Here is a 25,423-nt window from a genome sequence, read left to right on the forward strand (position 1 = left end):
ATAATAGATACATAACAAGTAACCCCAGTATGTCACCATACTGGGGTTTCTTTTATCTGCCGTCATAACCAAATAATAGAGTTCAGGTAGGCAGGATCAAAAAAGCCTTCCGAAGAAGTAATGCCGATCAGTTAAAGCCAAAGCGATCGGTTGAAGGATCCTTCAGAGCTGTCAAAATCCAAGTGTATTTAATGCACTTGGATTTTTTTATGGATGTTTCTCAAGCTCTAAACATAATTAATGATTGGAAACCTAGCAGCGTTGAGACTTTGTCTGACTTGCTTCCAATTGAACTCATCGACGAAGCCTATTCTCTTACTGATACTGTCACGATGAGAAAGAGGAAATTAACTTTAGAATCCATGGTGTGGCTGCTTGTTGGAATGGCTATCTATAACAGTAAATCCATGAAAGATTTAGTGAACCAACTTGATATTGTCGACCGTACAGGTAAAGCTTTTGTCGCACCGAGTGCGTTAACTCAACGTCGAAAGACGTTGGGTGAAGACGCAATTAAAGCGGTCTTTGAGCGAATGACTACGTCATGGTTAAACAGTGCAAAGTTACCCCAATGGAATGGATTAACGCTGCTTGGCGTCGATGGCGTTGTTTGGCGAACGCCCGATAACCCGCAAAATGAAAAGGCATTTTCTCGACAAAAAGGGACGCAATATCCGCAAGTGAGAATGGCCTGCCAAATGGAACTAAGCAGTCACATTATTACGGCCAGTGCATTTGATAATTACAATACAAACGAAATGATATTAGCTGAAAAACTGATAGAAACAACACCAAACCATAGCGTAACAATGTTCGATAAGGGGTTCTATTCTTTAGGTTTATTACATAAATGGCAAGACTCTGGCTCAGAGCGCCATTGGCTTATCCCCCTCAAGAAAAATACACAATATGACATTGTTCAATCTTTAGGGCGAAATGACAAACTTGTTCAATTACACAGTAATCCAAGAGCTAGAAAGCTATGGCCTGATTTACCAAAGTCGATAACCGCTCGACTTGTCACTCGTAAAATTAAAGGAAAAGACTACCAAGTATTAACCTCCATGACGGACTCCCTGCGTTACCCATCAAAAGATATTGCAGGCCTTTATGAGCATCGTTGGGAAATAGAGCTGGGCTACCGAGAGCAAAAACAATACATGCTTGGAAACCGTCTTACGCTGCGAAGTCGTTTACCAGAGCTGGTCAAGCAGGAGTTATGGGGCATCTTGCTTACTTACAATTTAATCCGATATCAGATGGTCGAGCTCTGCTTCAATTTAAAGGGAAATTACCTTCCTTATCAACTGAGTTTTAACGGCACGTTAGCTCATGTATCAGCGTTACTTGTAGGCTTACCTTATTCAACACCAGGCGCAATACCTCGTCAGCTAAAGGGGTTCCACAACATGGCTGAAAGCTTAATACTTGAAGGGCGAAGGGAAAGGACATTCCCTAGAAGAGTTAAACCCAGACCACAACGGTATGCTAAGAACAAAAATGCCGTTCACTCTTAAGTGAACGGCATTACTTCCGAAGAAGGCTTTTTAAGAATCAAATCGAATTATGCTGCCGCTTGCTTGCGAGACTCTTCTACCTTCTTAGCGCGTTGTTTTAGCGTCAATTTATCGCGGTATGCAAACCAAACGTAAGACACAACCACTAAGAAGAACAGGTATGACAATGAGAAAATGAACGGCGATTGAATGATATCGTTCGAGATACCCCAAGAAACACCGATAACAGTCACTGCAATTTTCGCAAAAAAGCCACACATCAATAGCACTAATGCCAACTGTGGGAAACGCGTACTGCGGAATGCAAGCCAGTAGCAACTACCAACTGCTAGAGCCGCAACATAGAAGCCGAATAGGAAAGAGTGAATATGGTCAGCTGCCGCTACACCACCAGAAATTGACATCAATAAAATTAAAAACAGTTTCATAATACTCGCCTCACCATAAGTTGGAAACGCATCCTTTCAAATTTGGAATCTCAGTTTGCATACTATTTTCCCACTTTTTACGGACAACACAACCCCTCCAATCGAACAAAATGTAAGCAAAAGTACTAACAAAAATCACCCTTAACAATTGCTTAACATTCTGTTTTTAATAAAACTCCGTTACTCCTTGTCTCATATGAACAAAGCGCTGTTACGATTTATTTTGTTACACAAATTTAACCTTGGAAATTAATTAAAATTATTTGTAACTCTGTGATATCCGCACGCAATACGCGTCTATTCAAAAACCATCACCTCAAAATCCCTGAAATAATAAGAAGACAGAGCGAAAAAGAACAAAATAGAGAGGTGTTAAAAACATTTCAAAAACCAATGAAAAACAACTTATTAACAAATTGAATTTAATTTACCAAAAATGGAAAAAGAGATTCCAATCACATTTTAATTGGTTATAATCCGCGCTCTTTTGCGCTATCTGTTGATAAACGCAAACTAATTTTGAAGAAACAATCACAATAACCCGTCTTTAGTTAAGTGGCTCTCCACTAACCGATGACAAAACTGAGAATAAAAATGAGCAAGATTGATAAAGCAACACGTATCCTGCTAGCAGGCTTCTGTATCAACCTTTGTCTTGGCATCCTGTATGCTTGGAGTGTATTTAACAAAGCGCTAGTAACTGAAGCTGGTTGGAGTGCTGCTGAAGCATCTTCACCTTACGCTATTGCAACTATCACATTCTCTGTTTGTCTTCTTGTTGCGGGCATCCTACAAGACCGTATGGGTCCACGTAAGATCCTTATCCTAGGTACAGCGCTTACAGGCCTAGGTATGATTGCTTCTGGTTTCGCTACAACGCCTATGATGCTGAACATCACGTTCGGTATTATAACAGGTGCAGGTATCGGCTTCGGTTACGCATGTCTGTCTCCATCAGCAATGAAGTGGTTCCACTCTTCTAAGAAAGGTATGGTTAACGGTCTTATCGCAGCAGGCTTCGGTCTTGCGGCTATTTACCTAGCACCAGTAACTTCTGCGCTAATCGACAGCATGGGTATCCAAACTAGCTTTATGATTCTTGGTGTTGGTGTACTTGCAATCGCAGTACCTCTAGCAGCAACAATCAACAACCCACCAGCGGATTACACGCCAGCTGAGCCTAAAGTAAAAGCAGGCCAAGCTCCTAAAGCGGTTAAGAAGACTGAAGACCTAACTTGGAAAGTAATGCTGAAGACTCCTCAGTTCTACTCTCTATGGATCATGTACGCATTCGCTGCATCTGTTGGTCTAATGATCATCGGTAACATCACTACAATTGCTAGCGTTCAAGCTAACCTGCCAAACGCAGTTTACCTAGCGTCTATCCTTGCAGTATTCAACTCAGGCGGCCGTGTTGCTGCGGGTATGCTTGCAGATAAAATCGGTGGCGTACGTACTCTACTTCTAGCGTTCATCCTTCAAGGCGCGAACATGGCTCTATTCGCTACGTTCAACTCTGAATTCACGCTAATCATTGGTACGGCTATCGCAGCGGTTGGTTACGGTACGCTTCTAGCAGTATTCCCAACACTAACTGCTGAGTTCTACGGCCTGAAAAACTACGGTACTAACTACGGCGTGCTTTACACGGCATGGGGTATCGGCGGCGCTATCGGTGCAGCAGTTGTTGGCTTCTCAATGTCAAACGGCGAAGGTTACGGCCTAGCTTACACAATCTCTGCAGTTATGATGGCAGTGTGTATTGTTCTAGCAATCATCACTAAACCAATCTCTGAAGCTAAAGTTGCTGAACTAAAAGCATCACAAGCTTAATCAACAGAAAAGATTGAATTTGTTACTGAAGAGCTTAACCTTAGGGTTAGGCTCTTTTTGTATCAAGCGACTTCTCCATTGACGACCGAAACCACTCTTCAGCTCTCCCCCACTTATTATCTCGACAACTTCAATCGACTGGTTGAACACGCTCAAACGCTCTACCCCGATCTTCTGAGTGATGATGAATGTCGTTGGTTGTCCGCATACAAACGTCTTTCTGTTTCAAGCCAATGCCTAATGGTTCGTTTGCTTTCTCGTAAAGGCCGTTGGTTTCGCAGCGATAAACTCAACTATGTTGAGATCCCAGATCTAAAGACCGTACTGCAAGAGCTAAACAGCTCAGGCTTCATTGGGTTGAGTCATCGCGAAGAACAGCATGACCTCGCCATTAGTGAGGTCGAGCTCGGGTTTCACTTGCTCACCAAACCAGAGCTGTTGAGTGTATTCCCCGCCCTTAAGAGCCATAGAAATGCCAAGAAAGACGAGCTGTTGTTACGGCTTGATCAGCAACCTTTTGATCAATTTCAAAACCTCTCTTTCGACTGTATTTACGTCATCGAATCTCAAGTGATTGATGTATTACTGTTGCTGTTCTTTGCCAACACCTATCAAGACTTAAGTCAGTTCGTGTTAAGCGACCTTGGGCTAAACACCTTTGAGAACTACCCATTAAGCAAGCAACACCGCTTCTTCACCTCTAGGGATCAGCTCAATCAATTAATCCAGATGCGCGATATTCAACGCTTGTATTCAGAAGGTGACCGCAAAGATGGCGAGTTTCTGGAACTGCTTTTAAATGCGATTCCTGAAGAATCAGAACACAGAAGTATTGCCAGAAAACGATCGCGTTTGATCAATGATATTGCTCGCGATCTTGAAAGGCTTAATCTAAACGACCAAGCTATCTTTTGGTTCAGACAATCTACACTTCCTCCGAGCAGAGAACGACTTGCACGCATCTATGATAAGCAAGGTACGCTAGACTTAATGTGTGACATTGTCACGCAAATGAAAGCTACTCCATCGGATGTGTCAGAGTTGGAAATCGCTATTAAGCTTGAAGACCGGCTGCTACGGAAACAGGGGCACAAAGTTTCACGAACCATAAAGCCGAGCTGCAAAGAGTTAAAACTGGAATTAGACCTCAGCCAAACTCGAGTCGAGCTTGCGGTAAAGCAGCATTTTGAGAACCAAGGTTGGGACGTCTACTTTTCAGAAAACAGTTTTCTGTGTGGCTTGTTTGGTTTGGCTTTCTGGGATGTCATTTTCGCAGACGTTGAAGGCGCCTTTATCAATCGTTACCAACATCGACCATTGGATCTGTACCATTCAGATTTCGTAGACAAGCGAGCCGAACAGATTGAAGCCGTGTTTCAGACGATATCCAAACATGGGCTGAACCATTTTCTTGATACTTACGATGAAAAGCAAGGTATCGCGAACCCCTTTGTTCATTGGAATTATTTTCCTAAAGCACTCATCGAACACGGCATGGCTTCAATTCCAAATGCCTTGGTTGTAGACCTCTTCAAAGTGATATTGAGTGACTTAAAGCTATTTAGAACTGGGATGCCGGATTTGATTGCGTTCAAGGGCGATGAGTTTCATTGGATTGAAGTCAAAGGCCCTGGCGATAAACTGCAAGACAACCAGTGGCGCTGGATCAAAGAGTTTGAGCGATTGTCTGTCCCCTTCTCTGTTTGTTACGTCAATCAATGAGTCTTAGCTCTTAACTCTTAACTCTTAACTCTTAACTCTTAACTCTTAACTGCTAGCTTTTAGCTCTTGGGACTTAAATCTAGCTAAGTCTAAACACCAATTTCTGAGCACTAGCGAGTGACGCGCATCGACAAGTCACTCGTCCCATCAAGATCTTGTCTACAAAATTGTTAGAACATGAGCATTTTCAATCATTTTCGATATAATTATAGAAAATGCCTAATATTTAAATACGTATGAATTTGAAAAAACTCTTCATTTTAGCTTTTGTTAGCGTCTTCTCAGGTTGTGCCGTCTACGCGGGTTTAAACTTCGACGAACTGTTTGGTGAACAACAAGTACGCGATCGCCAAGCACCTATTCTTTCAGCTCAAGCGCAGCACTTCATTGACGAAGTAAAGCCCATCATTGATAACCGATGCGTGGTTTGTCACGCTTGTTATGACGCCCCTTGCCAACTCAAAATGTCTTCAGTGGAAGGTATAGACCGAGGCGCGAGCAAGGCACTCGTTTATCAAGGCACCCGCTTAACGGCATCAGCCCCTACTCGCTTGTTTGAAGATGCTTTAACCACGCAAGAGTGGCGCGATGCGGATTTTCATCCTGTCCTCAATGAGCGCATGCAAAACTCAACGGCTAACCTCGATGCTGGTCTTGTTTCTCGTATGTTGATCCAGAAAGAGAATCACCCTCTGCCCGATCAAACCCAGCTTGAAGGTTTCGACTTTTCAATCGATCGCGACCAACAGTGCCCAACCATTGAAGAATACGCTCAATACGAGAGAGATTACCCAACTTGGGGAATGCCTTATGGGATGCCAAACTTAGACAAAACCGAATACGCGACTTTAATGAGTTGGTTGGAAAATGGCGCGTTAATGAACGACCACATTCCATTGACTGATGCAGAACAAGAGCTCGTTAATGTCTACGAAAGCTTTTTAAACAAGAGTGACAATAAGAGTCAACTTTCAGCACGTTACATCTACGAGCACCTGTTTTTATCTCATGTCTATTTTTCTGATTTAGCTCAGCCAACACGCTTCTTCACTGTTGTTCGCTCTGCAACACCACCAGGTGAAGCGGTACAGCGCATCACGACTCGTCGCCCTTATGACGATTCAAAAGTAGACCGTGTTTACTACCGTCTGATTCCAGAGCAAGGCACCATCGTCGACAAAACGCATATGCCTTTCGCACTTAATAAAGAGCGTCTACAAAAGTGGAATACCTGGTTTGTCGACGTCAATTACGCAGTAAAACAACTTCCTAGTTACGACATCGATGTTTCTGCTAACCCAATGACATCATTTGAAGCGCTGCCAGTAAACTCGCGCTTCAACTTCATGTTAGATAACGCGCAAAACACCATCATGGCCTATATCAAAGGGCCGGTGTGTCGTGGTCAACTTGCCTTGAACGTAATTAACGACCGTTTTTGGGTTTTCTTCATCGACCCAGAGAAAGCCGATGTTCCGGAAATTAACGCCTTCTATGCGAGCCAAAAGAAAAACTTAAAGCTGCCTAGCGAGCTGAAAAGTAACACCGTACCTGTGACCAACTGGGTAAGATACGCGAAGCAACAAGCGCGATACCTAAACGCGAAATCAGACTTCACCAACCAATGGTTCGAGAGTGGCGTAAACCTAGACACTAGCATCATTTGGGATGGCGACGGCATCAACCCAAATGCTGCTCTCACCGTCTTTAGGCACTTCGATAGCGCCTCTGTTGTACAAGGGTTAGTTGGCACTCAACCTAAGACTGCATGGATTCTTGATTATGCTCTTCTAGAGCGTATTCACTATCTTCTCGTTGCAGGCTTCGATGTTTACGGTAACTTTGGCCACCAACTGATTACACGCATGTTCATGGACTTCTTGCGCCTTGAAGGTGAGAGTAACTTCTTAACCCTTCTTCCTAAAGACGTTCGCCACATTGAACACTCTAGTTGGTACCAGAACCAAAGCACACAACTGAGTGACTACTTGCAGCGAAACATTGCACCTTTTGATCAGCCGACCAGCGTGGTTTACAAAACGGCCGATCCGAAGCGTGAACTGCTTAATATGATCAAAGATAAGCTCGCACCTGTTCTCGATAATCGCTTTAAGATTGTTGAAACAGGTTTTGGTAGAAAGAATGAAGCACTGCTTAATCAAGTGAATTTGATTAAGGGAGAAGGCCTGCGTCATGTGCCTCAATTAGTGATGATCATGATTGAAGGCAAAAACGGCGAAGAACAGCTGTTCACCATGATTCACAATAATGCGCACAGCAACATTTCAAGCTTGTTTAATGAAGAAGGTAACCGAGATTACGCCAATGATGACCTAACCCTCGTAAGAGGTGTTGTGGGAAGCTACCCTGCGGCTTACCTGTCATTAACCGAGAGCGAGATTCCTGCTCTGGTTAAAGCGCTGCAAAACTTAAACACAGAAGAGGAATACGTGGCGCTGCTAGACAAGTTTGCGGTACGACGCAGTTCTAGCGAGTTCTGGCCATTCAGTGATCGCGTGCATCGTTGGTATCAACAAGACCAACCGATCGAGTTTGGCTTGTTGGATTACAACCGCTTCGAGAACCGTTAGTTTTCACTCATAAAGCATAAAAGCAAAAATCCTCTGTCTTGGCAGAGGATTTTTTGTATATGGGAAAGTATCTTAAGTGCTATTGAGAAGCGACGAGTTCTCTAGATTGAATCCGATGTTTCCGGTTGGTGTAGCTCATCAAAAAACGCACGCGCGGCGGGAGAAAGGGAATCTACAGGTTGCTTCAACACCACATAAAACTGACTCTTAAGGCTCCACTTCTCGGGCTGAAGCGGAATTAAGGCTTGGTCATAATGGCCACGGTCGATTAAGTGAGAAGGCAAGAAACTCAGGTGTGTACCCGCCAAGGTTAGAATCACGCCCGATTCAACATGCCAACCATCAAAAGGCTTTACGGAATCGTACTGCTCAATATTTAGTAATCGGAACATCTCGTCTTTGGCATAGCCGCCCATATTGATACGACAGCCATTCAATGAGAAATCCCTGTCCATGATCTTCTCGGCCAGATCTTTGCGCGCATACAGATAACTGTGCTCTTCAAACAGTGGGTATTTATGTTGAAACGCTGATTTTTGATGTGACCCTAGAACCACTATCATCATATCAATCTGATTCTTTGCTAGCTTCTCATTCAACTGGGTGAAATCACCGACATCAACACTCACCTCTACACTGTTACTGCGTTGATAAAACGTCTCGATCGCTTTGGGAAGTGGGTTATAGGGTAAAGTAACGGTGTTATCTAAGCACCCAATTCGCACATGCCCAGAGAGCTCTGTCTGTACACCTCGCAACTTGTAAGCGAAGTCGGTTAAAGTCGATTTTAATTGGTTCGCATATTTATACACTTGCTCACCTTCGTGAGTCAGCTTAAAACCCCTTCTTCCACGTTGGCATAATGTTAATTCTAAGCTTTTTTCCAAGGCAATAAGCTGATTACTGAGCACAGGTTGGCTAATCCCAGTACTTGCGACCGCCTGATTGATGCCTCCTTGCTCAACAATTTCACAAAAAAGCTCTAATCTTCGCAGGTCTCTTTTATCTAACTTATTGTTTGAATTCACTTTGCCACTCACATTTGTTTTTTGTTATGTTTACATCTGATTATATTCATTTATTAACAATAAATACATCAGTATGCTTTATTCACACTTATGGAATAACAATGCATGGATGGCACTATGGCGGCAGAAGCTTACGTGAATAAACCCGAAGCAACACACAGCCACAAAAAGATAGATGACTTCGAGTTGGAACCCGTTCCCGAGAAGGCCAAACGATCTTGGTGGGTCATCAGCCTTATTTGGTTGGCAATCGGCATCGACATTTCGGGACTGTTTCTCGGCTCGATTCTAAGCAGCGGTATTGGTTTTGAAGACGCACTGCTTGCCACGTTTATTGGTTCAGGCTTATTGGCGATCATCGCGATGCTGTGTGCCAACATTGGCTTTCAAGCTGGCGTCTCTACCCCGCTGGTGAGCAGCGCGGTATTTGGCCGTAACGGCGGTAAAATTCTTGGCTTCATCAACGGCATCTCATTAGTCGGCTGGTTCGCATTCCAGGCTGATTTCTTCGCTTTCATCATGGTCGATGCACTGGCGAAATACGACATCATAATTTCACACCTCACCGCTCTTATTGGCGGCAGTGTGTTAATGATGATGACGGCTATCTATGGCGTTCGTGCTTTAGGCAAACTCAGTACCTATTCAGTGCCTTTGATGGTGACACTCATTACCATCGGTTTGTTTATGGCTGCTGATTATCAAGGTGGCGCAGCGCCATCGATTGAAGACCCTTTGACGCTTGGCCAAGCCATCTCTTTTGTTATGTCTATCTGGATTTTGGCTGCGGTTGCCGCACCTGATATTGCTCGCTACGCCAAAACACGTCGTGATGCGATTCTAGGAGCGGGTATCGGTTTCCTAGTCGGTAACAGTGCCATCATTCTTATCGCATTGATCTTGACCAAAATGACCGGCACCGACGACCTAGTCGAAGTCTTCTTCACCCTAGGTTTAGGCATGGCGGCCATTATAGTACTGGTATTCGCACAATGGACCACCAACAGTAGCAACCTAACCTCTGGCGGCTTATGCATGTCGATGGTTCTACCTAAGATTCCGCGCCCTGTTCTGGTTGTGATCATGACCATCGTCGGCATTGGTATCGCTCAACTCGGCATGGTGAACAAGTTTACCGACTTCTTAATGCTACTCAGCGTAACCATTGCGCCTGCTGCGGGTGTCTACATCGTTCAATATTATGTTTTAGATTCGACAAAAATGAGCTTTGAGAACATCCAACAAGTTCCAGCTTGGATGTTTAAAGGCTTGGCTTCTTGGGCATTTGGTACTGCATTCAGCGCTTGTACTGCACCAGAGTTTTTCAACCTGTTTTCGTTCACCAGCATCTCGGCGTTAGACGGCATTCTTGCCGCTGGTGTGATTTACCTCGCCCTAATGAAGCTTTCTCCTTCAAGTGATAAGGAATAGTAGTTGTGATTATTACTGAACAAATGATTGATGATATCGCGCTGGGTGCGACGGTATTAGGTACTGGCGGCGGCGGTGACCCATACAGCGGTGCCTTGATGGCGAAAGTAGCCATTGCAACGGCAAAGCACCCTGTACGCATGATTCCTTTAGAAGACGTGCAAGACGATTGGATGACAGTGCCCTCTTCAATGATTGGCGCACCAACAGTCGCAGTAGAGAAACTCAATTCGAAAGATCAAATGTTGATTGCTTTCGAAGCGATGGAAAAAGCGCTCGGCACTGAAGTAGCGGCAACGTTTCCTATCGAAGTAGGCGGCTTCAATTCATTGATTCCAATTCTCGTTGCAGCACAAAAGAACATTCCTGTGATCGATTGTGATGCGATGGGACGTGCGTTCCCAGAAGCTCAGATGGTGACCTTCTTTCTTGATGGTCTCCCTTCGGCACCGAACACATTGGCCGATGAGCGTGGCAATGTCGTCACGCTTTATCCGATTGACGGTATTTGGTCTGAAAAGTTTGCGAGGCCGATTACCGAACAGATGGGTGGCTCTGCAGCAATGTGCGATTACCCAATGAACGGTAAGAACCTAAAACGCAGCGCACTACCTGCAACACTGACCCAAGCAATGAAGATTGGTGAAGCGATTAGACTGGCGAACGACAACAATAAAAGTGGCACACAGGCCGTATTAGACATTGTCGGCGGCCATACCATCATCAGTGGCAAGATTGTTGATATTCAACGTGAAACCGATGGTGGTTTTGCAACAGGTGGTGTCGTGATTGAAAAGCTGGCTCAGTTTGAAGATACCGGCGTCGATAACGTGTTTGTGCAGTTCCAAAACGAATTACTTCTCGCGCACAAAGGTACAAGCCGCGCAGACATGAGCCAAGATAACCTGCTGGCATCAACACCGGATCTTATTTCGATCTTGGATCATGAAACGGGTAAGCCAATCACAACCGAACAACTTCGTTACGGGCAGCGCATCGACCTTATCGCTTACCCTTGCGACCCCAAATGGCGCACTGACAAAGGTATTGAAGTCGCGGGCCCGGGTTACTTTGGCTACACCGTCGAGTATCAAACCATTGAACAACTAAAGTCTGCATTGAAGAGGTAGTCGCATGACAAACATTACGCTTGATTACTGCCGTTTGGGCATTGACGTAGGTGGCACCAATACCGACGGTGTGCTGCTCGACGCAGACTTAAATGTGATTGCCAAAGTAAAAACCGCAACCACACATGACATTTCAACCGGCATTGATAAAGCGATTTCTGCGCTATTAAACCAAGCAAACATGGATGGCCAGCAAGTGAAACATGCGATGCTTGGGACGACTCAATGCACCAACGCAATCGTTGAACGAAAAGGCTTAGATAGAGTCGGGATGATCCGTTTAGCGCTTCCAAGTGGCGATAGTGTTCCGCCACTCTGTGGTTGGAGCGAAGCTTGGCAAAACCTGCTTGGTGAACACTTCTACCAAGCGCATGGCGGCTATGAATACGACGGCCAGTTGATCGCCGACATTCAAGAATCTGAGATCCGCGAGCTTTGCCAGAAAATGAAAGGCCATGTGGATTCCGTTGCTATCTGCGGAGTGTTCTCTCCCGTCAACGGCGACCAGGAGCTTCAAGCAGCAGAGTGGATTCAACAAGAACTTCCGGGCGTGAACCTATCGTTATCCCATAAAGTGGGCAGCTTAGGGCTTTTAGAGCGTGAGAACGCCACTATCCTCAATGCGGCTCTGCAGGGGACTGCAAAACGATTCGTTGACGGCTTTTGCAATGCACTCATCAATCATGAAATCCACACCACACCCTATTTCGGTCAGAACGACGGTACACTGATGTCGCAGCAGTTCGCATTGATGTACCCGATTCTCACTGTGGCTTGTGGGCCAACAAACTCAATTCGTGGAGCGAGTCACCTAACTAAGTTAAAAGACGCGATTGTGGTCGATGTGGGCGGTACTACGTCTGATATCGGCGTGCTGACTCACGGTTACCCAAGAGAGTCGAGCCTCGCGGTAGAAATCGGCGAAGTGAGAACCAACTTCCGTATGCCTGATATTTTGGCGTTAGCCATTGGTGGTGGTACCAAGGTTCGCTTTGAACAGCAGCGTATAGAGCTAGGCCCAGAAAGTGTTGGCCATACCTTGACGCAAACGGCGCGTAGCTTTGGTGGTGATGAACTTACGCTCACCGATATTGCACTCAAAACAGGACAAATGCAGTGGCAGGCAGAACATCAACTGAGTGATGAGATTGGTGTTTCAGCCGAACAAGCAAGCAAGATTTATCAACAAATGGTCACGGATGTTGAAGAAGGCATCGATAAGATGAAGACCTCTGCGGCGAGTGTACCCGTAATCATGGTTGGTGGTGGTAGTGCCCTATTCCCAGATCATTTTGAAGGTGTGAGCCAAGTGGTTCGTCCTGAGCACTTTGAAGTGGCTAATGCGATTGGTGTTGCGTTGGGTGAAATATCAGGTCAATTCGATAAGATCGTACCGATTGACCCAGCATCACGTGAAGAGACCTTAAAGGGCTTGGGAGCGCAATCAAAGCAACTGGCGATTGAAGCTGGCGCATGCAGCGATAATGTCGCGATCATTGAACGCAGCGAGATTCCATTAAGCTACCTACAAGGCAATATGGTTCACGTTAAGATCAAAGCTGCTGGACATATCAAGATGGCTTAGAGCCGTTCCTTGAAAGCCTTACTTAGATTCTTATTCGACAATAAAAAAGCAGGTCACTTCTTCATATTAAAACGGAGAAATAGCCTGCTTTTTGTTTTCTGTTCTTATTTTGGGGCTTTCCGCCCAATAGCCACTCTATAGTTGCTCTCGGAGCGCTGCTAACGAGTCTTTCACCAATTCAGGTAATGAGTCTGCATTATCGCGATATTGAAGTAATGGATCCTCGCTCGCTTCAATGCTCTGGCATAAAGCAAACAGTGCAGATAATCCTAGGCTGCCGGCAGACCCTTTCAGTTTATGAGCTAAAGACTTAATTTCACGAGCGTTGTCAGCGGCACTTGCCACAATCAGTTCATCGAGAGTGACTTGGCTGCTTTGGTCAAACAACCCAACAATCTGCACTATTTTTTCTCGACCGAGAATGGCCAAGTCGTCTTTGATAATCTTAGGGTTAATCATCTGCACAATCGGTTCTCCTTGATTATGTTCCGCGTCTTGGTTTGCTCGTTGTGTCGAGCTTGCAAATGCCAATGCTGATAAGTCTAGCTCGGTTTCCTGAGGTTTAGAGTTTAGCTGACAGCAAACAGCATCTGACGGATCCGGCTGAGGCAGCAACAGCGTGTGACCGTCCAACTGCTCAACAATCAATTCCGATAATGCTTCCTTCTCTAACGGCTTAGGTAAGAATCCATCAAAGCCAGACGACAAATAGCTTTCCACTTCTTCGTTAAACACATGAGCCGATACTGCGATCATTGGGGGTACTTTTCGAATTACGTCTTCTTCACTTTTATGCTGAAGCGCATCGTCTTTGAGTTGTTGAATTAACTCGACGCCATCGCAGTCGGGTAAGTTAATGTCCACCAGCGCAATATCGAACTCTTGCTCACTGAATATGGCTCTCGCTTCTTGTCCGGTTGTCGCAATCACAACCTCGTGCCCCAAGTTATGCAAGAAGCCTTCAGCAACGATGCAGTTTACGGGGTTATCTTCAATCAGAAGTACTTTAGCTCGAATACACGCTTCAATGACCGGTACTTTCGTTTCTATCTTCTCACCGGCTTCAAGTGGCAGTGAGAACCAAAACTGGCTACCCTCGCCTTCTTCAGAATGAACGCCAATATCCCCGTTCATTGCCAACATGATGCTTTTACTGATCGCTAATCCAAGCCCTGTGCCGCCGGTTTTGTTGCGACCGCTATCGGTTTGGGTAAAGGCATCAAACAGACAAGCTTGTTCGCTAGCATCAATACCGACACCTGTATCTGACACTTCAAACATCACTCGATTTTCATCTTCGATATCTATGCTGATAAAGATATCGACCGAGCCACTTTCCGTAAACTTAATCGCGTTACCGACCAAATTATTCAAGATTTGGCTGATTCGCGTTACGTCACCACGCCAATAGCGTTGCACATCACTTTCAATATGGAAATCAAAGTTCAGCTTCTTCTCAGCGGCACGCCCTTCCATCAATTGGTAGGTATCTTGAACCATCTGATGAAGATCAAACGAAGCAGTGCGGATTTCTAAATGCCCTGCTTCAATCTTTGAGTAATCCAACACGTCATTCAAAATCGCGAGTAGGTTCTTACCGCTGCGGTTAATGATGTCTGCATAGCCGGATTGCAGCGGGTCTAACCCGGTATCTTTGAGCAATCTTGCAGTACCTAATACACCGTTCATCGGCGTTCGTATTTCATGACTCATCGTCGCAAGGAAAGCGGATTTTGCGCGGCTTGCTTGTTCTGCGGCGTTACGAGCCTTAGCGTGGTTCCCTACCTCGATGTTCAGCTTCTCATTGGTCTTTTGCAGCTGGTAGGTTCGGTCTGTGACCAACTCTTCTAAGTGTTCTTTGTGCTCTTCAAGTTCGCGTTTCGCCTTTGCTTCACCCACCGCAACCACTTGTAGCGCCTGCGCGGTGTTTCTGGCAGTGATGATCGCCTCGCCCATATGAGCCAGCTCATCATTACCCTTTACCGAGATATCAATATTCAGGCGACCTTGTGCGATAGACATCAAGGCCGATGAGTATTCAGTAAGACGTTTAACAACCGAGATATACACCACTCGCCACACGATAAATGCAACGATAACCAAACCAATAACCGAAATCACAGACAGTGACCATTGAGCCAAATTCAACGTGCTGGTCAGCTCATCAACCGCTTTTTTGGTACTGCGGTTTGAATCATCAACCAGTTGGTTAACCGTTGTATTCAGCTGAGAGAACAGCTCCAACGTATTTTGCATCAGAAACTCTGACTTTTTGGTGTTCTCATATTGTTCTAATGAAATATCGAACACGACTTGGCGTTTTCTGAGCTCTTCTAGAAGCTGAGACATCTGCGCTGAACGAGTAGGATCTTCGACCGCTTTAACGCGGCGCGCCATGATTCTTAGGTTGGATTCAAATTCTGATTGGATTTGATGAATACGCTCTACGTTGGTAACGGTTTGCGTTTCTTCAATTTGGTTAAGCATTTTGAACGCCAGCAAATGCAATTCGTGTAGGCGCTCAGACAAATCAAGGTCAACCTCTACAAGCGCATCTAAGGCTTGGTAGGCTTTATCCGTTTCTTTGGTTTCTAGCAGGTCATAGATATGCGTGACGTTAGCAACCGCAATGGTAGCCGTGTTCAAAACTTGGGTTCGCGTCAACTGCTCTAGCTCTTCGGCCAATAGGCGCATCTCTTCGACACGAGACGACAACTCTTTGCTTAACCAAAGCTTACGCTCAACCGACACACCCAACTCAGCCAGTGTGTTAATAACGCTTTGAACATTGTTTTCGAGTTTATTGAGGAGCTGAGAATCGAAACTGTCGACACCAAGCTCTTTGATATGTTGAAGAAGCGACTCAAGTTGGTCAAACAGTACGGTGCCAGCCTCTTTTCTTTCGGCCTCGTTTCTCGCATTAGAAAGTGTTTGTACTGACGAAATAATACGGTTACTCAACTCAGAAACCTGACGAGCTTCGATCATGGCAGGAAGCGCCGAATCAACGACGTTTCTTTCCGTTTTGGCTACAAAGCTAAAACCAGAAACACCGATCAATGCAGACAATAGAACCAACAGTGCCATCACTAAGAATGAGGCCAGCAGCTTGCGTCCAATACTCGCTGAAGCTAACAACATAAACTCTAAACCTTAAAACGTTCTTCTTTACCCATGCAGAATACGCTATATTTTGCAGTGTTTCTTATCTAAAACCAACAAAACGGCAATTCATGCTATCTAGACCTTTCGCTTCAATAATTCTTCTCTCACTACTGGCCTCAGTGACTACTGTCGCAGGTGCTAGTGAGCCTTTGAGCCCAATAAAACCCGCCAATGCCACATCACAAAAAGAGAAAATCTGTGCCATTTATCCGCACCTCAAAGACTCTTATTGGTTGTCGGTAAACTATGGAATGATCTCTGAAGCAGAAAAGCAGCAAGTTGAGCTAAGAGTATTGGAAGCTGGCGGTTACCCCAACGTGGCCAAACAAGCCTCGCAACTGGTGCTTTGCACGCAATGGGGAGCCGATGCCATTATTTTAGGTACGGTTTCACCCGATGCGTATCATGACAATCTCAGCGATTGGGTTGGCTCGACGCCTGTGTTTGCTACGGTAAATGAGTTAACCGTCAATGAAGAACAACAGAAGGTATTAAAAGGTACGGTCGGTGTCGATTGGTACCAAATGGGATACCAAGTCGGAGATTTTTTGTCGAAACGACACCCGAAAGGATCAGGCGAAACACCTATCGCCCTGTTACTTGGTCCACAAGCAAGTGGCGGCACTAAGCCTGTGGCACTGGGGTTTTATGATGCGATCAAGTCGAGTGATATCAAAATCGCGATCAGCTATTGGGCAGATAACGATAAAGAACTGCAAAGAAACCTAGTACAACAGGTGATCGAGGAACCGGATATCCAATATATAGTCGGAAGTGCCGTCGCGATTGAAGCAGCGATCAGTGAGCTACGAGCGGCCGATAAAACCGAAGAGATTGGGTTAATTTCGAGTTACTTAAGTCACGGAACCTACCGTGGTTTACTTCGTAACAAGGTACTTTTTGCGCCAACCGATAAAATGGTTGAGCAAGGTCGCTTGTCGGTAAAACAAGCCACGAGTTACTTACGCGGTCAACCTTACGAGCAACACAGCGCACCGATTATCGAAGCGCTGACACCTGCAACTCTCAAAGATCAAATTATCGCCGACTCATTGTCACCTTCTGAGTTTCGTCCGGTATTCAGTGTGAATCCTTAGTGCTATATTGGCTGAAGAACTCAAAACAATAAAAACGAAACAACAATTTAGGGAACATTCATGCAAAAAACGACGCGCACTATGCCAACACATAAGCATATCGCTTTGGTCGCTCATGACCACTTCAAACCTGAGCTACTAAGATGGGTCAAAGAGAACAAAGAAAAACTACAAAAGCACTTCCTTTACGCAACGGGCACGACTGGTTCTTTACTAAGTAAAGAGACAGACTTAGCAATCAAGAGCATGATCAGCGGCCCTATGGGCGGTGACCAACAACTTGGCGCGCTTATCTCTGAAGGCAAGATCGATATGCTGATTTTCTTCTGGGATCCACTTAATGCTGTACCACATGACCCAGACGTAAAAGCACTGCTTCGTATCGCAAGTGTTTGGAACATTCCTGTGGCCACTAACCGCGCTACCGCTAATTTCTTGTTTAACTCTTCACTGCTTGAAGAAGAAGTAATCATCGAGATCCCAGACTACGAAGCGTACCTAGCTGAGCGCACGTAATCGCACGTTAAATGTGCTCTCTACTGAACAGACTAAAAAGCCTGCATTTTATCGCAGGCTTTTTTATGTCTCGTTTTCAGACATTAAACAGTTCAATCATAAAACAGTGCGAGAGTCTCTCTATTTATCGCTCCACACTGCCATCTCGTTGCCACTTGGCTCTCTGAAATGGAAACGTCTGCCGCCGGGAAAGCTAAAGATCTCACGGTTTATCTGACCACCAGCATCAATTACATCGCGCTCGGTTTGCTCAAGATCTTGGCTATAAAAAACCATCAGCGCCGCGCCATTATCCGTATTCGACGCCAGATCCGCCAAATAGAAGCCGCCCATTAAGCCTTTGCCTTCAAAAGCAGAATACTCAGGGCCATAGTCTTCAAAGCTCCAACCAAACACTTGGCTGAAAAACGCCTTAGTTGCTGAGATGTCTTTCGCAGCAAATTCAATGTAGTTAATAGAGCCGTGTTCCATAGCAAATTCCTTATGCTTTATGCGTCTGACTTGTGATATTAGGGCAGGGATTGAAGATCTAATCTTAGACAATCAAGTCAAGTAACATCACTTTTTACGAACAACTGGGTAATCAGAACCATGCAGCTCCTGCACAAAGCCAGAGCCGTCGCCACTGTGCGTGATCCATACTTTCTCTTTTGCCCGCGTCATTGCTACATAGAATAAACGACGCTCTTCAGCATAAGGGAACGCGTCTGATGATTCAGTCAATGCGCCATCAATATGCAGCTGTTTCTTCTTGGTCGGGAACTGTCCTTCGTCAACACAAAGAATAATGACAAAGTCCGCCTCTTTACCTTTACTGCCGTGGCAAGTCATGAACTTGATATCAATGGAAGTGAAGATCTTCTTCCAGTCTTCCAACAACTCTGGCTTGTGGTAATGATTACGTCCAAGTAGCAGCACCAATTTATTGGTTTTGCCTTTGGATTGACGGTTCAGTTGATCAAGAATCTTCTCAACTTCTTTACTTGGCGCACTGTACACCGCCTTCTGCTTCTGTTGCTTGAAGCTGTTCAGTTCTTTCGGAATCTGAATTGGGTTTTCTTGTACAAAGCGATTAGCCACCGCACCTAACTGATTGTTAAAGCGGTAAGTCGTATCTAGGTGATGAATGGTCGAGCTTTCAAAACGATCCTTAAAGCCCGTGGTCAAATCCACATCCGCACCTGCAAACTGGTAAATCGACTGCCAGTCATCGCCTACTGCAAAAATAGAGGCTTGATGCTCGGCTTTAGACTGATTACACAGTGCTTCAACCAAGGCAAGACGATCAGGTGAGATATCTTGGTATTCATCGATCATGATGAACTTCCAAGGTGAGATAAACTTGCCCTTCTCGACATACTGAGTCGCTCGGCTGATCATGATTGAGAAGTCGATATGATTCTGTTCTTTCAACTCCTTTTGCCACGCGGTTACACATGGCCAACACAGTGAAAGCTCGCTGTTGAGGCGCGCATAGTCTCGGTGATCAATCAGCTGTTGCTGTACTTCTTTTTTGGTTAAACCCGACGCATTCAACTGTTCTAGCTGCTTTTCAAGCCAACCGATCAATTTGAGGTTTGAAACGTGGCTACCAAGCTCATCGTCACCGGTTAAATAAGCGATTGGCCATTTAGACAAATGCTTTTGCCAACGTTTAAAGTTGGTCGGTGTCATCCAGTGCTTCTTCAACCAATCAATGCACCATGCTTGGCGTTGGTTGTCATCGAGCGCTAAAGGAGAAATAACCACACGTTCGGGTTCAACTTGATTCAGTATCTTTAAACCCAACTGGTGGAAAGTGCTGACTTGCACCTTCTCTGCTGATAAACCAATTTTGCTGTCGAGACGTTGCTTCATCTCTTCTGCCGCTTCACGACCAAAAGCGAGCAATAGCAACTCTTCAGCTTGAGCTTGATGGCTTTGCAGTAAATACGCGACGCGAGCCGTTAGAACACTGGTTTTACCCGAGCCTGCACCCGCTAAAATAAGGTTGTGATCATCATTCATCAACACCGCATATTGCTGCGATAAGTTCAGTGGTGACGACTCACATTGCGCAAACAACACTTCCCAGTTTTTTCGCTCGGTCTCTAGCCATTGCTGGTTTCTTTCAGCTTGCTTGATTTCCGTTTCAGATAACCATGGCTGCATTCTTGCGATGCGGTTTGGCATGCGTTGTGCGGCCTCTTCTAGCGTCATTGTCATACTCTCTAAGCCTGAGTTGACCATATCAACCCAAGTGTTGACCTTAGAATGCGGTAGAAAGGCTGGTAATTGCTCAAGACGTGTTAATTCAGCTTCCCACTGAGGTACGTGTTCAGCCAATTGTTCACATTGAGTGTCGTGCCACTTCTGATAAGCACTAACTGACGCGCGTGCAAATTGACGGCATTGATCCCAAGGTAAGCCTTGTACTAACCAACTGCGCTGTGTTCCATCTTGTTGATTAGCAAAAAATTGTAGCGATCCCCAGAACAATCCGCGCTTTATCGCGATCTTGCCACTCCAAATAGTAAATGGGATACGCTCTTCACTGCCTACTGAAGATAACAGCAAGCGTGGACCATCAAGTTCAACCTGATGATATTCATTTTGAATAAAAAACTGTGCAGTCTTGTTAGCGCTTAGCTGCATTGGAGTGTGCTCTTAATTGGGAATATTGAATTTATATCATGATGCAATGAGAATTAATAATATCTCATATCTTATCGACGCTTTCATGACCACCTACGGGCAATTATGGATAAGTATCAAATTCTTGTGCTTGATTTCTGTTAGGATTATGGTTTTTAGTGTGTCAAGTGAGCGACTGTGGACTTTTCAGCCAAATTACGCCTCTATTGGGCGAATAAAACCATAAATTACAGCGTATTAATTCTCATCACTCTGCTCGGCGTGGTGGTGCCTGCTTGGTATTATGGACAAAACACACTGATCACGCCTTTGATCTTAGGCGTTATTGCTGCGGCTCTTGCGGAAAGTGATGACAGCTTTACCGGGCGCTTGAAAGCACTCACGCTGACCTTTATCTGTTTCGCCGTTGCGGCTTTCTCTATTGAGCTTCTCTTCGATACGCCTTGGCTGTTCGCGATCGGGCTTTTTGTTTCAACCTTCTCTTTTATCATTCTCGGGGCAATTGGCCCTAAATACGCGAGTATCGCGTTTGGTTCTCTCTTGGTTGCCATCTATACCATGCTTGGTGCACACGAGAGCACCAACCTTTGGTTTCAACCGCTTCTACTGTTAACTGGCGCCGCTTGGTACTACTTCATGTCGATGATTTGGCAGATAGTGTGGCCAATGCAACCCGTGCAGCAAAACTTAGCCACGGTATTCGATCAAATCGGTAACTACATCGATTCAAAAGCGGAACTCTTCTACCCCGTTTCTGACTTGATTCCCCAGCCACACCGAATCATTGAAGCCAAACTCAACGCGAGTACCGTTAACGCACTCAACATGTGTAAAGCGACGCTGCTTAATCGCTCTAAGCGCGGACACATTGACGGCCCTAGTGACCGATTTCTTAACACCTACTTCATCGCACAAGATATTCATGAACGCGTAAGCTCTAGCCACTATCGTTATCAAGAGCTAGCAAAACACTTTGAACGCTCTGACGTGTTGTTTCGATTTAAGTATCTACTGGAAGCGCAGGCAACAGCTTGTAAAGAAGTGGCGAGCTCATTGAAAGTTGGCGCTGAATACCAGCATGGTGACAAGTCTGTATTGGCACTTGATGAGCTGATGTCATCGCTCAATCACCTGCACCAACAGAACAACCCTGAATGGAAATCACTGCTGAATCAGTTGGATTACTTATTCAATAACCTAGCAACCGTTGAAAAACAGCTCTCGAATATCAGCAACCCAGATGCAGAGAAGATTGAAGAAGGTGTATTGGACGATACCAACCCTCATACTTTGACGGCAATGTGGCACAAGATCAAAGCTAACTTGCACACCGATTCTATGCTATTCCGCCACGCGATTCGTATGGCGATCACTCTGACGCTGGGCTATGGGATTATCCAAGGGTTTGATATTGAAAGAGGTTACTGGATTCTACTGACAACGCTGTTTGTGTGTCAGCCAAACTACAGTGCAACCCGTCAAAAACTGACGGCACGTGTCATTGGCACGGTCGCAGGCTTATTGATCGGAGTACCGTTACTGACTTTCTTCCCGTCGCAAGAGAGCCAATTAGTGTTCATTGTGATCAGTGGCGTGATGTTCTTTGCGTTTCGAATCAATAACTACGGGTTTGCGACCGGCTTTATCACACTGCTTGTGCTCTTCTGCTTTAACCAATTAGGTGAAGGCTACGCGGTAGTATTGCCAAGGTTAGCGGATACCTTTATTGGTTGTGCTCTCGCCGTGCTTGCTGTCATTTATGTGTTGCCTGATTGGCAATCGAAGCGACTGCACAAAGTGATGGCGGATGCGCTCGATTCCAACAAGAACTATCTCGCTCAGATCATCGGCCAATACCGTGTCGGTAAGAAAGATAGCCTAAACTATCGTATCGCTCGTCGTAGCGCGCATAATAATGACGCAAACCTGACTGCCGCGATCAGTAGCATGTTGGTTGAACCGGGTAAGTACCGTACCTCTGAAGATGAGAGCTTCCGATTCTTAACACTCAATCATGCTCTGCTTAGCTATATCTCGGCTCTGGGTGCTCACAGAACGCGTATTGATGATGAAGCGACACACAAACTGGTGCTAGATGCGCACAGAGTAATCCACCAGCATCTCGACGCTCTAAATGATCAGCTCTATTCTCATAAAGAGCATTGTGAAGTGAAAAACGCTTATGACCCGGAGCTGGATAAACGTTTGAGTGAATGGCGAGAAGAAGATGAGAATTCTGTCAAAATGGTTCTACAACAGCTCCATTTGATCTATCGCATGCTTCCAGAACTGCATACCTTAGCGACCAAGTTTGCAGTTAAGGTTAAGATCGACAAGTCGTTTGAAACAGAAGCTTCTTGAGCAACAAACAAAATACCGTAAAAACAAAAAGATAACGCCAATTGCTTATCTTTTGATCATCACAAATATTTATACATTGCTTTACCCATACCCCTAATTGGGTAGAGAAATTACTTACCTACCCTTGTGCCACAAGGGTTGAAGGCGTTTTTACATTGTAGGAATTTTCTGACTTTGATTGACCAAGCCTTAACTTTTCCTAACATTTCTCGGACAAAAAACGACCACAGGAATTTATAGTTGTCTTAGTTTCAAGAAACTTCAAACATCATTTAAAATTCACTTAATCTTGTTTGATTTCCTGAATCAGTAGGCTATGCTCTAAAGAGCATATGAATTTGAACAAAGGTCACACTATGAATACACAGCAATTTGAAGCATTTAAGCAGCAAATACAGCTTCTTAGCCCACAACAATTAAAAGCACTTCAGGGTGAGATCGACGGCAACCTTGAAACAGAGAAGCCTTCTTTGCTTACTGATGAAGAGTTAAACGCGCTAAATGACCTGTTCAGTTAATAGACAGACATCACTATTTTAGCTTAAGTTCACATTTTTACCGTAAATTTCATCTGTTCATCATTGCGCTCAAAATATCGTCCGCCTAGACTCATTCCATACGTCAATAAAAGGTTCTGATATGTCGATATCTGGTATTCAATCTGGTTACGCCATTATTCAGCAATCCACCAACATGGCTGAAGAAGCCGCAATCGAGCTCAACCAAGCCTCCAAACACGCTCTAGAATCCGACGACACTTTCGAAGCTAGCGATCTCAGCTTTAATCAAATAGAGCCTGAACAAGCCATTTCCTTTAAAGACAAAGAACCTGAACCTGCTTCATCTTCAACCGATTCCTTGATTAAACTGACACAAAGCGCAAGTTATAACCGCGTTGGTGCAAGTGTGGTTGATCGTCAAAACGAAGTCATCGGTAGCCTTCTCGACATTCATATCTAAATTTCGCTCAAATACAGCCTATATTTCGCGAAACTTCGCTGCTTTTTGCTTCAACAACCACACAAACTGTAACTCATTATATCAGGCGCTTGTTTCTGGTTTATTACTCGGTAGAATCAGCGCAAACCAATTTGCTGCACAAACTTTACTTCATACTATTTATGCCAAAACTAAATCTGCATCGCCGTGACTATGTTTCTATTTTAGGAGGCGACATCTCCGCAGACGAATTAGAAAAAAAGCTTCAGCCTCATTTTGAAAAGCCAGTAAATAAGCTGACACCTAGCCCCTACCTGACAGAAAAGAATCTCACACGTCGCTGGACAGCGCTCGATAATGCAGATTCACAGCAAGAACTGCTCGACCCTCATACACAAAGTCAGTTCCAAGCTTATGAGAAAAACATTGAGCACTTTATTGGCACCGTTAAAGTCCCTGTGGGAATATCTGGCCCTTTAAGAGTCAATGGCCTATTTGCTACGGGCGATTACCTCGTACCACTCGCGACCACAGAAGCTGCGCTTGTCGCGTCTTATAACCGTGGTTCTAAGCTGATTACGGCTTGTGGTGGCGCAAGTGCTATGTTGCTCAATGAAGGCGTAACACGTACTCCTGGCTTTGCATTTCAAGGATTAGTTGAAGCCGGACAGTTTGTGGCTTGGGCTGTGACTCAGTATGACCAGTTCAAGATCTTGGCAGAATCAACAACATCACACGGCAAGCTGACCGACATTAATATCAACATCGAAGGTAACCATGTTTACTTGGTGTTCGAATTTCTAACCGGAGACGCTTCTGGTCAGAATATGGTGACCATCGCAACCAATGCCGTGTTTGAGTACATCATCGAAAATACGCCAGTTAAGCCTGACCACGCTTTCCTTGATGGCAACTTGTCAGGCGATAAGAAAGCCAATACCCAAACCTTGCGCAGCGTTCGTGGCAAAAAGGTAACTGCTGAGGTTAATATCCCTGCAGAGCTTGTCGCGAAGTACCTACACACGACACCAGAGAAGATGGTCCAGTTTGGCCAAATGACCACAGTCGGTGGCGCTTTGAGTGGTACTATCGGTATCAATGCCCATTATGCGAATGCGTTGGCGGCACTCTATATCGCTTGTGGCCAAGACGCGGCCTGTGTCGCAGAGTCAGCGATTGGTATGACGCGTATGGAACTCAACAAAGAAGGCGGTTTATACGCGAGCGTCACACTGCCTAACTTAATGGTTGGGACTGTCGGCGGTGGTACCGGCTTGCCAAGTCAAAAAGCCTGTTTAGATTTACTTGGGCTGCATGGTAACGGTAAATCACAAGCCCTAGCTGAAGTTTGTGCTGCACTGTGTTTAGCGGGTGAACTATCGATTGTCGGTGCGTTTTGTGCTGGCCACTTTTCACGAGCGCACCATAAACTAGCTCGTTAATAAC

At 45.1% G+C, this 25,423-nt stretch carries 18 protein-coding genes; 13 read left to right on the forward strand and 5 right to left on the reverse strand.

What is annotated here, in order from left to right:
* Nucleotides 1-209 precede the first annotated feature (209 nt).
* Nucleotides 210-1,517, forward strand: a complete 1,308-nt coding sequence (locus tag AB6E54_RS03445; RefSeq protein WP_372168748.1) for an IS4 family transposase — start codon at nucleotides 210-212, stop codon at nucleotides 1,515-1,517.
* Nucleotides 1,518-1,564: 47 nt separating this feature from the next.
* On the opposite strand, the gene AB6E54_RS03450 is transcribed toward AB6E54_RS03445, so the two are convergent.
* The gene (locus AB6E54_RS03450; RefSeq protein ID WP_017064770.1) at nucleotides 1,565-1,945 is read right to left on the reverse strand and encodes a hypothetical protein; all 381 of its coding nucleotides are present in this window, start codon (nucleotides 1,943-1,945) and stop codon (nucleotides 1,565-1,567) included.
* 594 nt (nucleotides 1,946-2,539) lie between these two features.
* Here AB6E54_RS03450 and AB6E54_RS03455 point away from each other — a divergent pair.
* The 3 genes from AB6E54_RS03455 (at nucleotide 2,540) to AB6E54_RS03465 (ending at nucleotide 8,091) form a co-directional block, all read left to right on the forward strand.
* On the forward strand, nucleotides 2,540-3,778 hold the full coding sequence (locus AB6E54_RS03455) for an OFA family MFS transporter (RefSeq protein ID WP_017067032.1): 1,239 nt from the start codon (nucleotides 2,540-2,542) through the stop codon (nucleotides 3,776-3,778).
* 57 nt (nucleotides 3,779-3,835) lie between these two features.
* Nucleotides 3,836-5,500, forward strand: coding sequence for a VRR-NUC domain-containing protein (locus tag AB6E54_RS03460; RefSeq protein ID WP_372107251.1), 1,665 nt, complete (start codon nucleotides 3,836-3,838; stop codon nucleotides 5,498-5,500).
* A gap of 236 nt (nucleotides 5,501-5,736) precedes the next feature.
* Complete coding sequence (locus AB6E54_RS03465; RefSeq protein WP_372107253.1) at nucleotides 5,737-8,091, forward strand: fatty acid cis/trans isomerase; 2,355 nt, start codon at nucleotides 5,737-5,739, stop codon at nucleotides 8,089-8,091.
* Nucleotides 8,092-8,192: 101 nt separating this feature from the next.
* Here AB6E54_RS03465 and AB6E54_RS03470 read toward each other — a convergent pair whose 3' ends face one another.
* Nucleotides 8,193-9,131, reverse strand: coding sequence for a LysR family transcriptional regulator (locus tag AB6E54_RS03470; protein ID WP_017085486.1), 939 nt, complete (start codon nucleotides 9,129-9,131; stop codon nucleotides 8,193-8,195).
* Between the two features lie 93 nt (nucleotides 9,132-9,224).
* Here AB6E54_RS03470 and AB6E54_RS03475 point away from each other — a divergent pair, with 93 nt between their 5' ends.
* Genes AB6E54_RS03475 through AB6E54_RS03485 form a run of 3 tightly spaced genes read left to right on the forward strand, consistent with a single transcriptional unit; the run spans nucleotide 9,225 to nucleotide 13,265 of the window.
* Nucleotides 9,225-10,550 (forward strand): cytosine permease, encoded by a 1,326-nt coding sequence (locus AB6E54_RS03475; RefSeq protein WP_017064775.1) that lies wholly within the window; start codon nucleotides 9,225-9,227, stop codon nucleotides 10,548-10,550.
* A gap of 5 nt (nucleotides 10,551-10,555) precedes the next feature.
* On the forward strand, nucleotides 10,556-11,680 hold the full coding sequence (locus AB6E54_RS03480; protein ID WP_017064776.1) for a DUF917 domain-containing protein: 1,125 nt from the start codon (nucleotides 10,556-10,558) through the stop codon (nucleotides 11,678-11,680).
* A gap of 4 nt (nucleotides 11,681-11,684) precedes the next feature.
* Nucleotides 11,685-13,265 carry a hydantoinase/oxoprolinase N-terminal domain-containing protein gene (locus AB6E54_RS03485; RefSeq protein WP_372107255.1) on the forward strand — a complete coding sequence of 527 codons (1,581 nt, stop codon included), beginning with the start codon at nucleotides 11,685-11,687 and terminating at the stop codon, nucleotides 13,263-13,265.
* A gap of 135 nt (nucleotides 13,266-13,400) precedes the next feature.
* On the opposite strand, the gene torS is transcribed toward AB6E54_RS03485, so the two are convergent.
* Nucleotides 13,401-16,406, reverse strand: coding sequence for a TMAO reductase system sensor histidine kinase/response regulator TorS (gene torS / locus AB6E54_RS03490; RefSeq protein WP_372107256.1), 3,006 nt, complete (start codon nucleotides 16,404-16,406; stop codon nucleotides 13,401-13,403).
* 92 nt (nucleotides 16,407-16,498) lie between these two features.
* On the opposite strand from torS, the gene torT reads away from it, so the two are divergent.
* Together torT and AB6E54_RS03500 are read left to right on the forward strand one after the other, a co-directional pair.
* Complete coding sequence (torT, locus tag AB6E54_RS03495) at nucleotides 16,499-17,527, forward strand: TMAO reductase system periplasmic protein TorT (protein WP_029235253.1); 1,029 nt, start codon at nucleotides 16,499-16,501, stop codon at nucleotides 17,525-17,527.
* Nucleotides 17,528-17,587: 60 nt separating this feature from the next.
* Nucleotides 17,588-18,043, forward strand: a complete 456-nt coding sequence (locus AB6E54_RS03500; protein ID WP_017060888.1) for a methylglyoxal synthase — start codon at nucleotides 17,588-17,590, stop codon at nucleotides 18,041-18,043.
* A 120-nt stretch (nucleotides 18,044-18,163) separates the two neighbouring features.
* Here AB6E54_RS03500 and AB6E54_RS03505 read toward each other — a convergent pair whose 3' ends face one another.
* Both AB6E54_RS03505 and helD read right to left on the reverse strand, forming a co-directional pair.
* Complete coding sequence (locus AB6E54_RS03505) at nucleotides 18,164-18,514, reverse strand: VOC family protein (RefSeq protein ID WP_017060889.1); 351 nt, start codon at nucleotides 18,512-18,514, stop codon at nucleotides 18,164-18,166.
* A gap of 87 nt (nucleotides 18,515-18,601) precedes the next feature.
* Nucleotides 18,602-20,677, reverse strand: coding sequence for a DNA helicase IV (gene helD / locus AB6E54_RS03510; protein ID WP_102332912.1), 2,076 nt, complete (start codon nucleotides 20,675-20,677; stop codon nucleotides 18,602-18,604).
* Between the two features lie 177 nt (nucleotides 20,678-20,854).
* Between helD and yccS the strand changes: the two genes are divergently transcribed.
* The 4 genes from yccS (at nucleotide 20,855) to AB6E54_RS03530 (ending at nucleotide 25,419) form a co-directional block, all read left to right on the forward strand.
* Entirely contained in the window at nucleotides 20,855-23,038 is a 2,184-nt protein-coding gene (yccS, locus tag AB6E54_RS03515) for a YccS family putative transporter (RefSeq protein WP_102332913.1), read from the forward strand.
* Nucleotides 23,039-23,370: 332 nt separating this feature from the next.
* Entirely contained in the window at nucleotides 23,371-23,556 is a 186-nt protein-coding gene (locus tag AB6E54_RS03520; RefSeq protein ID WP_017064780.1) for a hypothetical protein, read from the forward strand.
* 121 nt (nucleotides 23,557-23,677) lie between these two features.
* Nucleotides 23,678-23,998 (forward strand): hypothetical protein, encoded by a 321-nt coding sequence (locus AB6E54_RS03525; RefSeq protein WP_102332914.1) that lies wholly within the window; start codon nucleotides 23,678-23,680, stop codon nucleotides 23,996-23,998.
* Nucleotides 23,999-24,159: 161 nt separating this feature from the next.
* A complete protein-coding gene (locus AB6E54_RS03530) occupies nucleotides 24,160-25,419 on the forward strand; it encodes a hydroxymethylglutaryl-CoA reductase (protein ID WP_029235858.1) in 1,260 nt (419 codons plus the stop codon).
* Nucleotides 25,420-25,423: the final 4 nt, after the last annotated feature.

Origin of the sequence: Vibrio sp. 10N.247.311.49 (genome assembly GCF_041467655.1) — a bacterium.
Lineage (GTDB): Bacteria > Pseudomonadota > Gammaproteobacteria > Enterobacterales > Vibrionaceae > Vibrio > Vibrio crassostreae_C.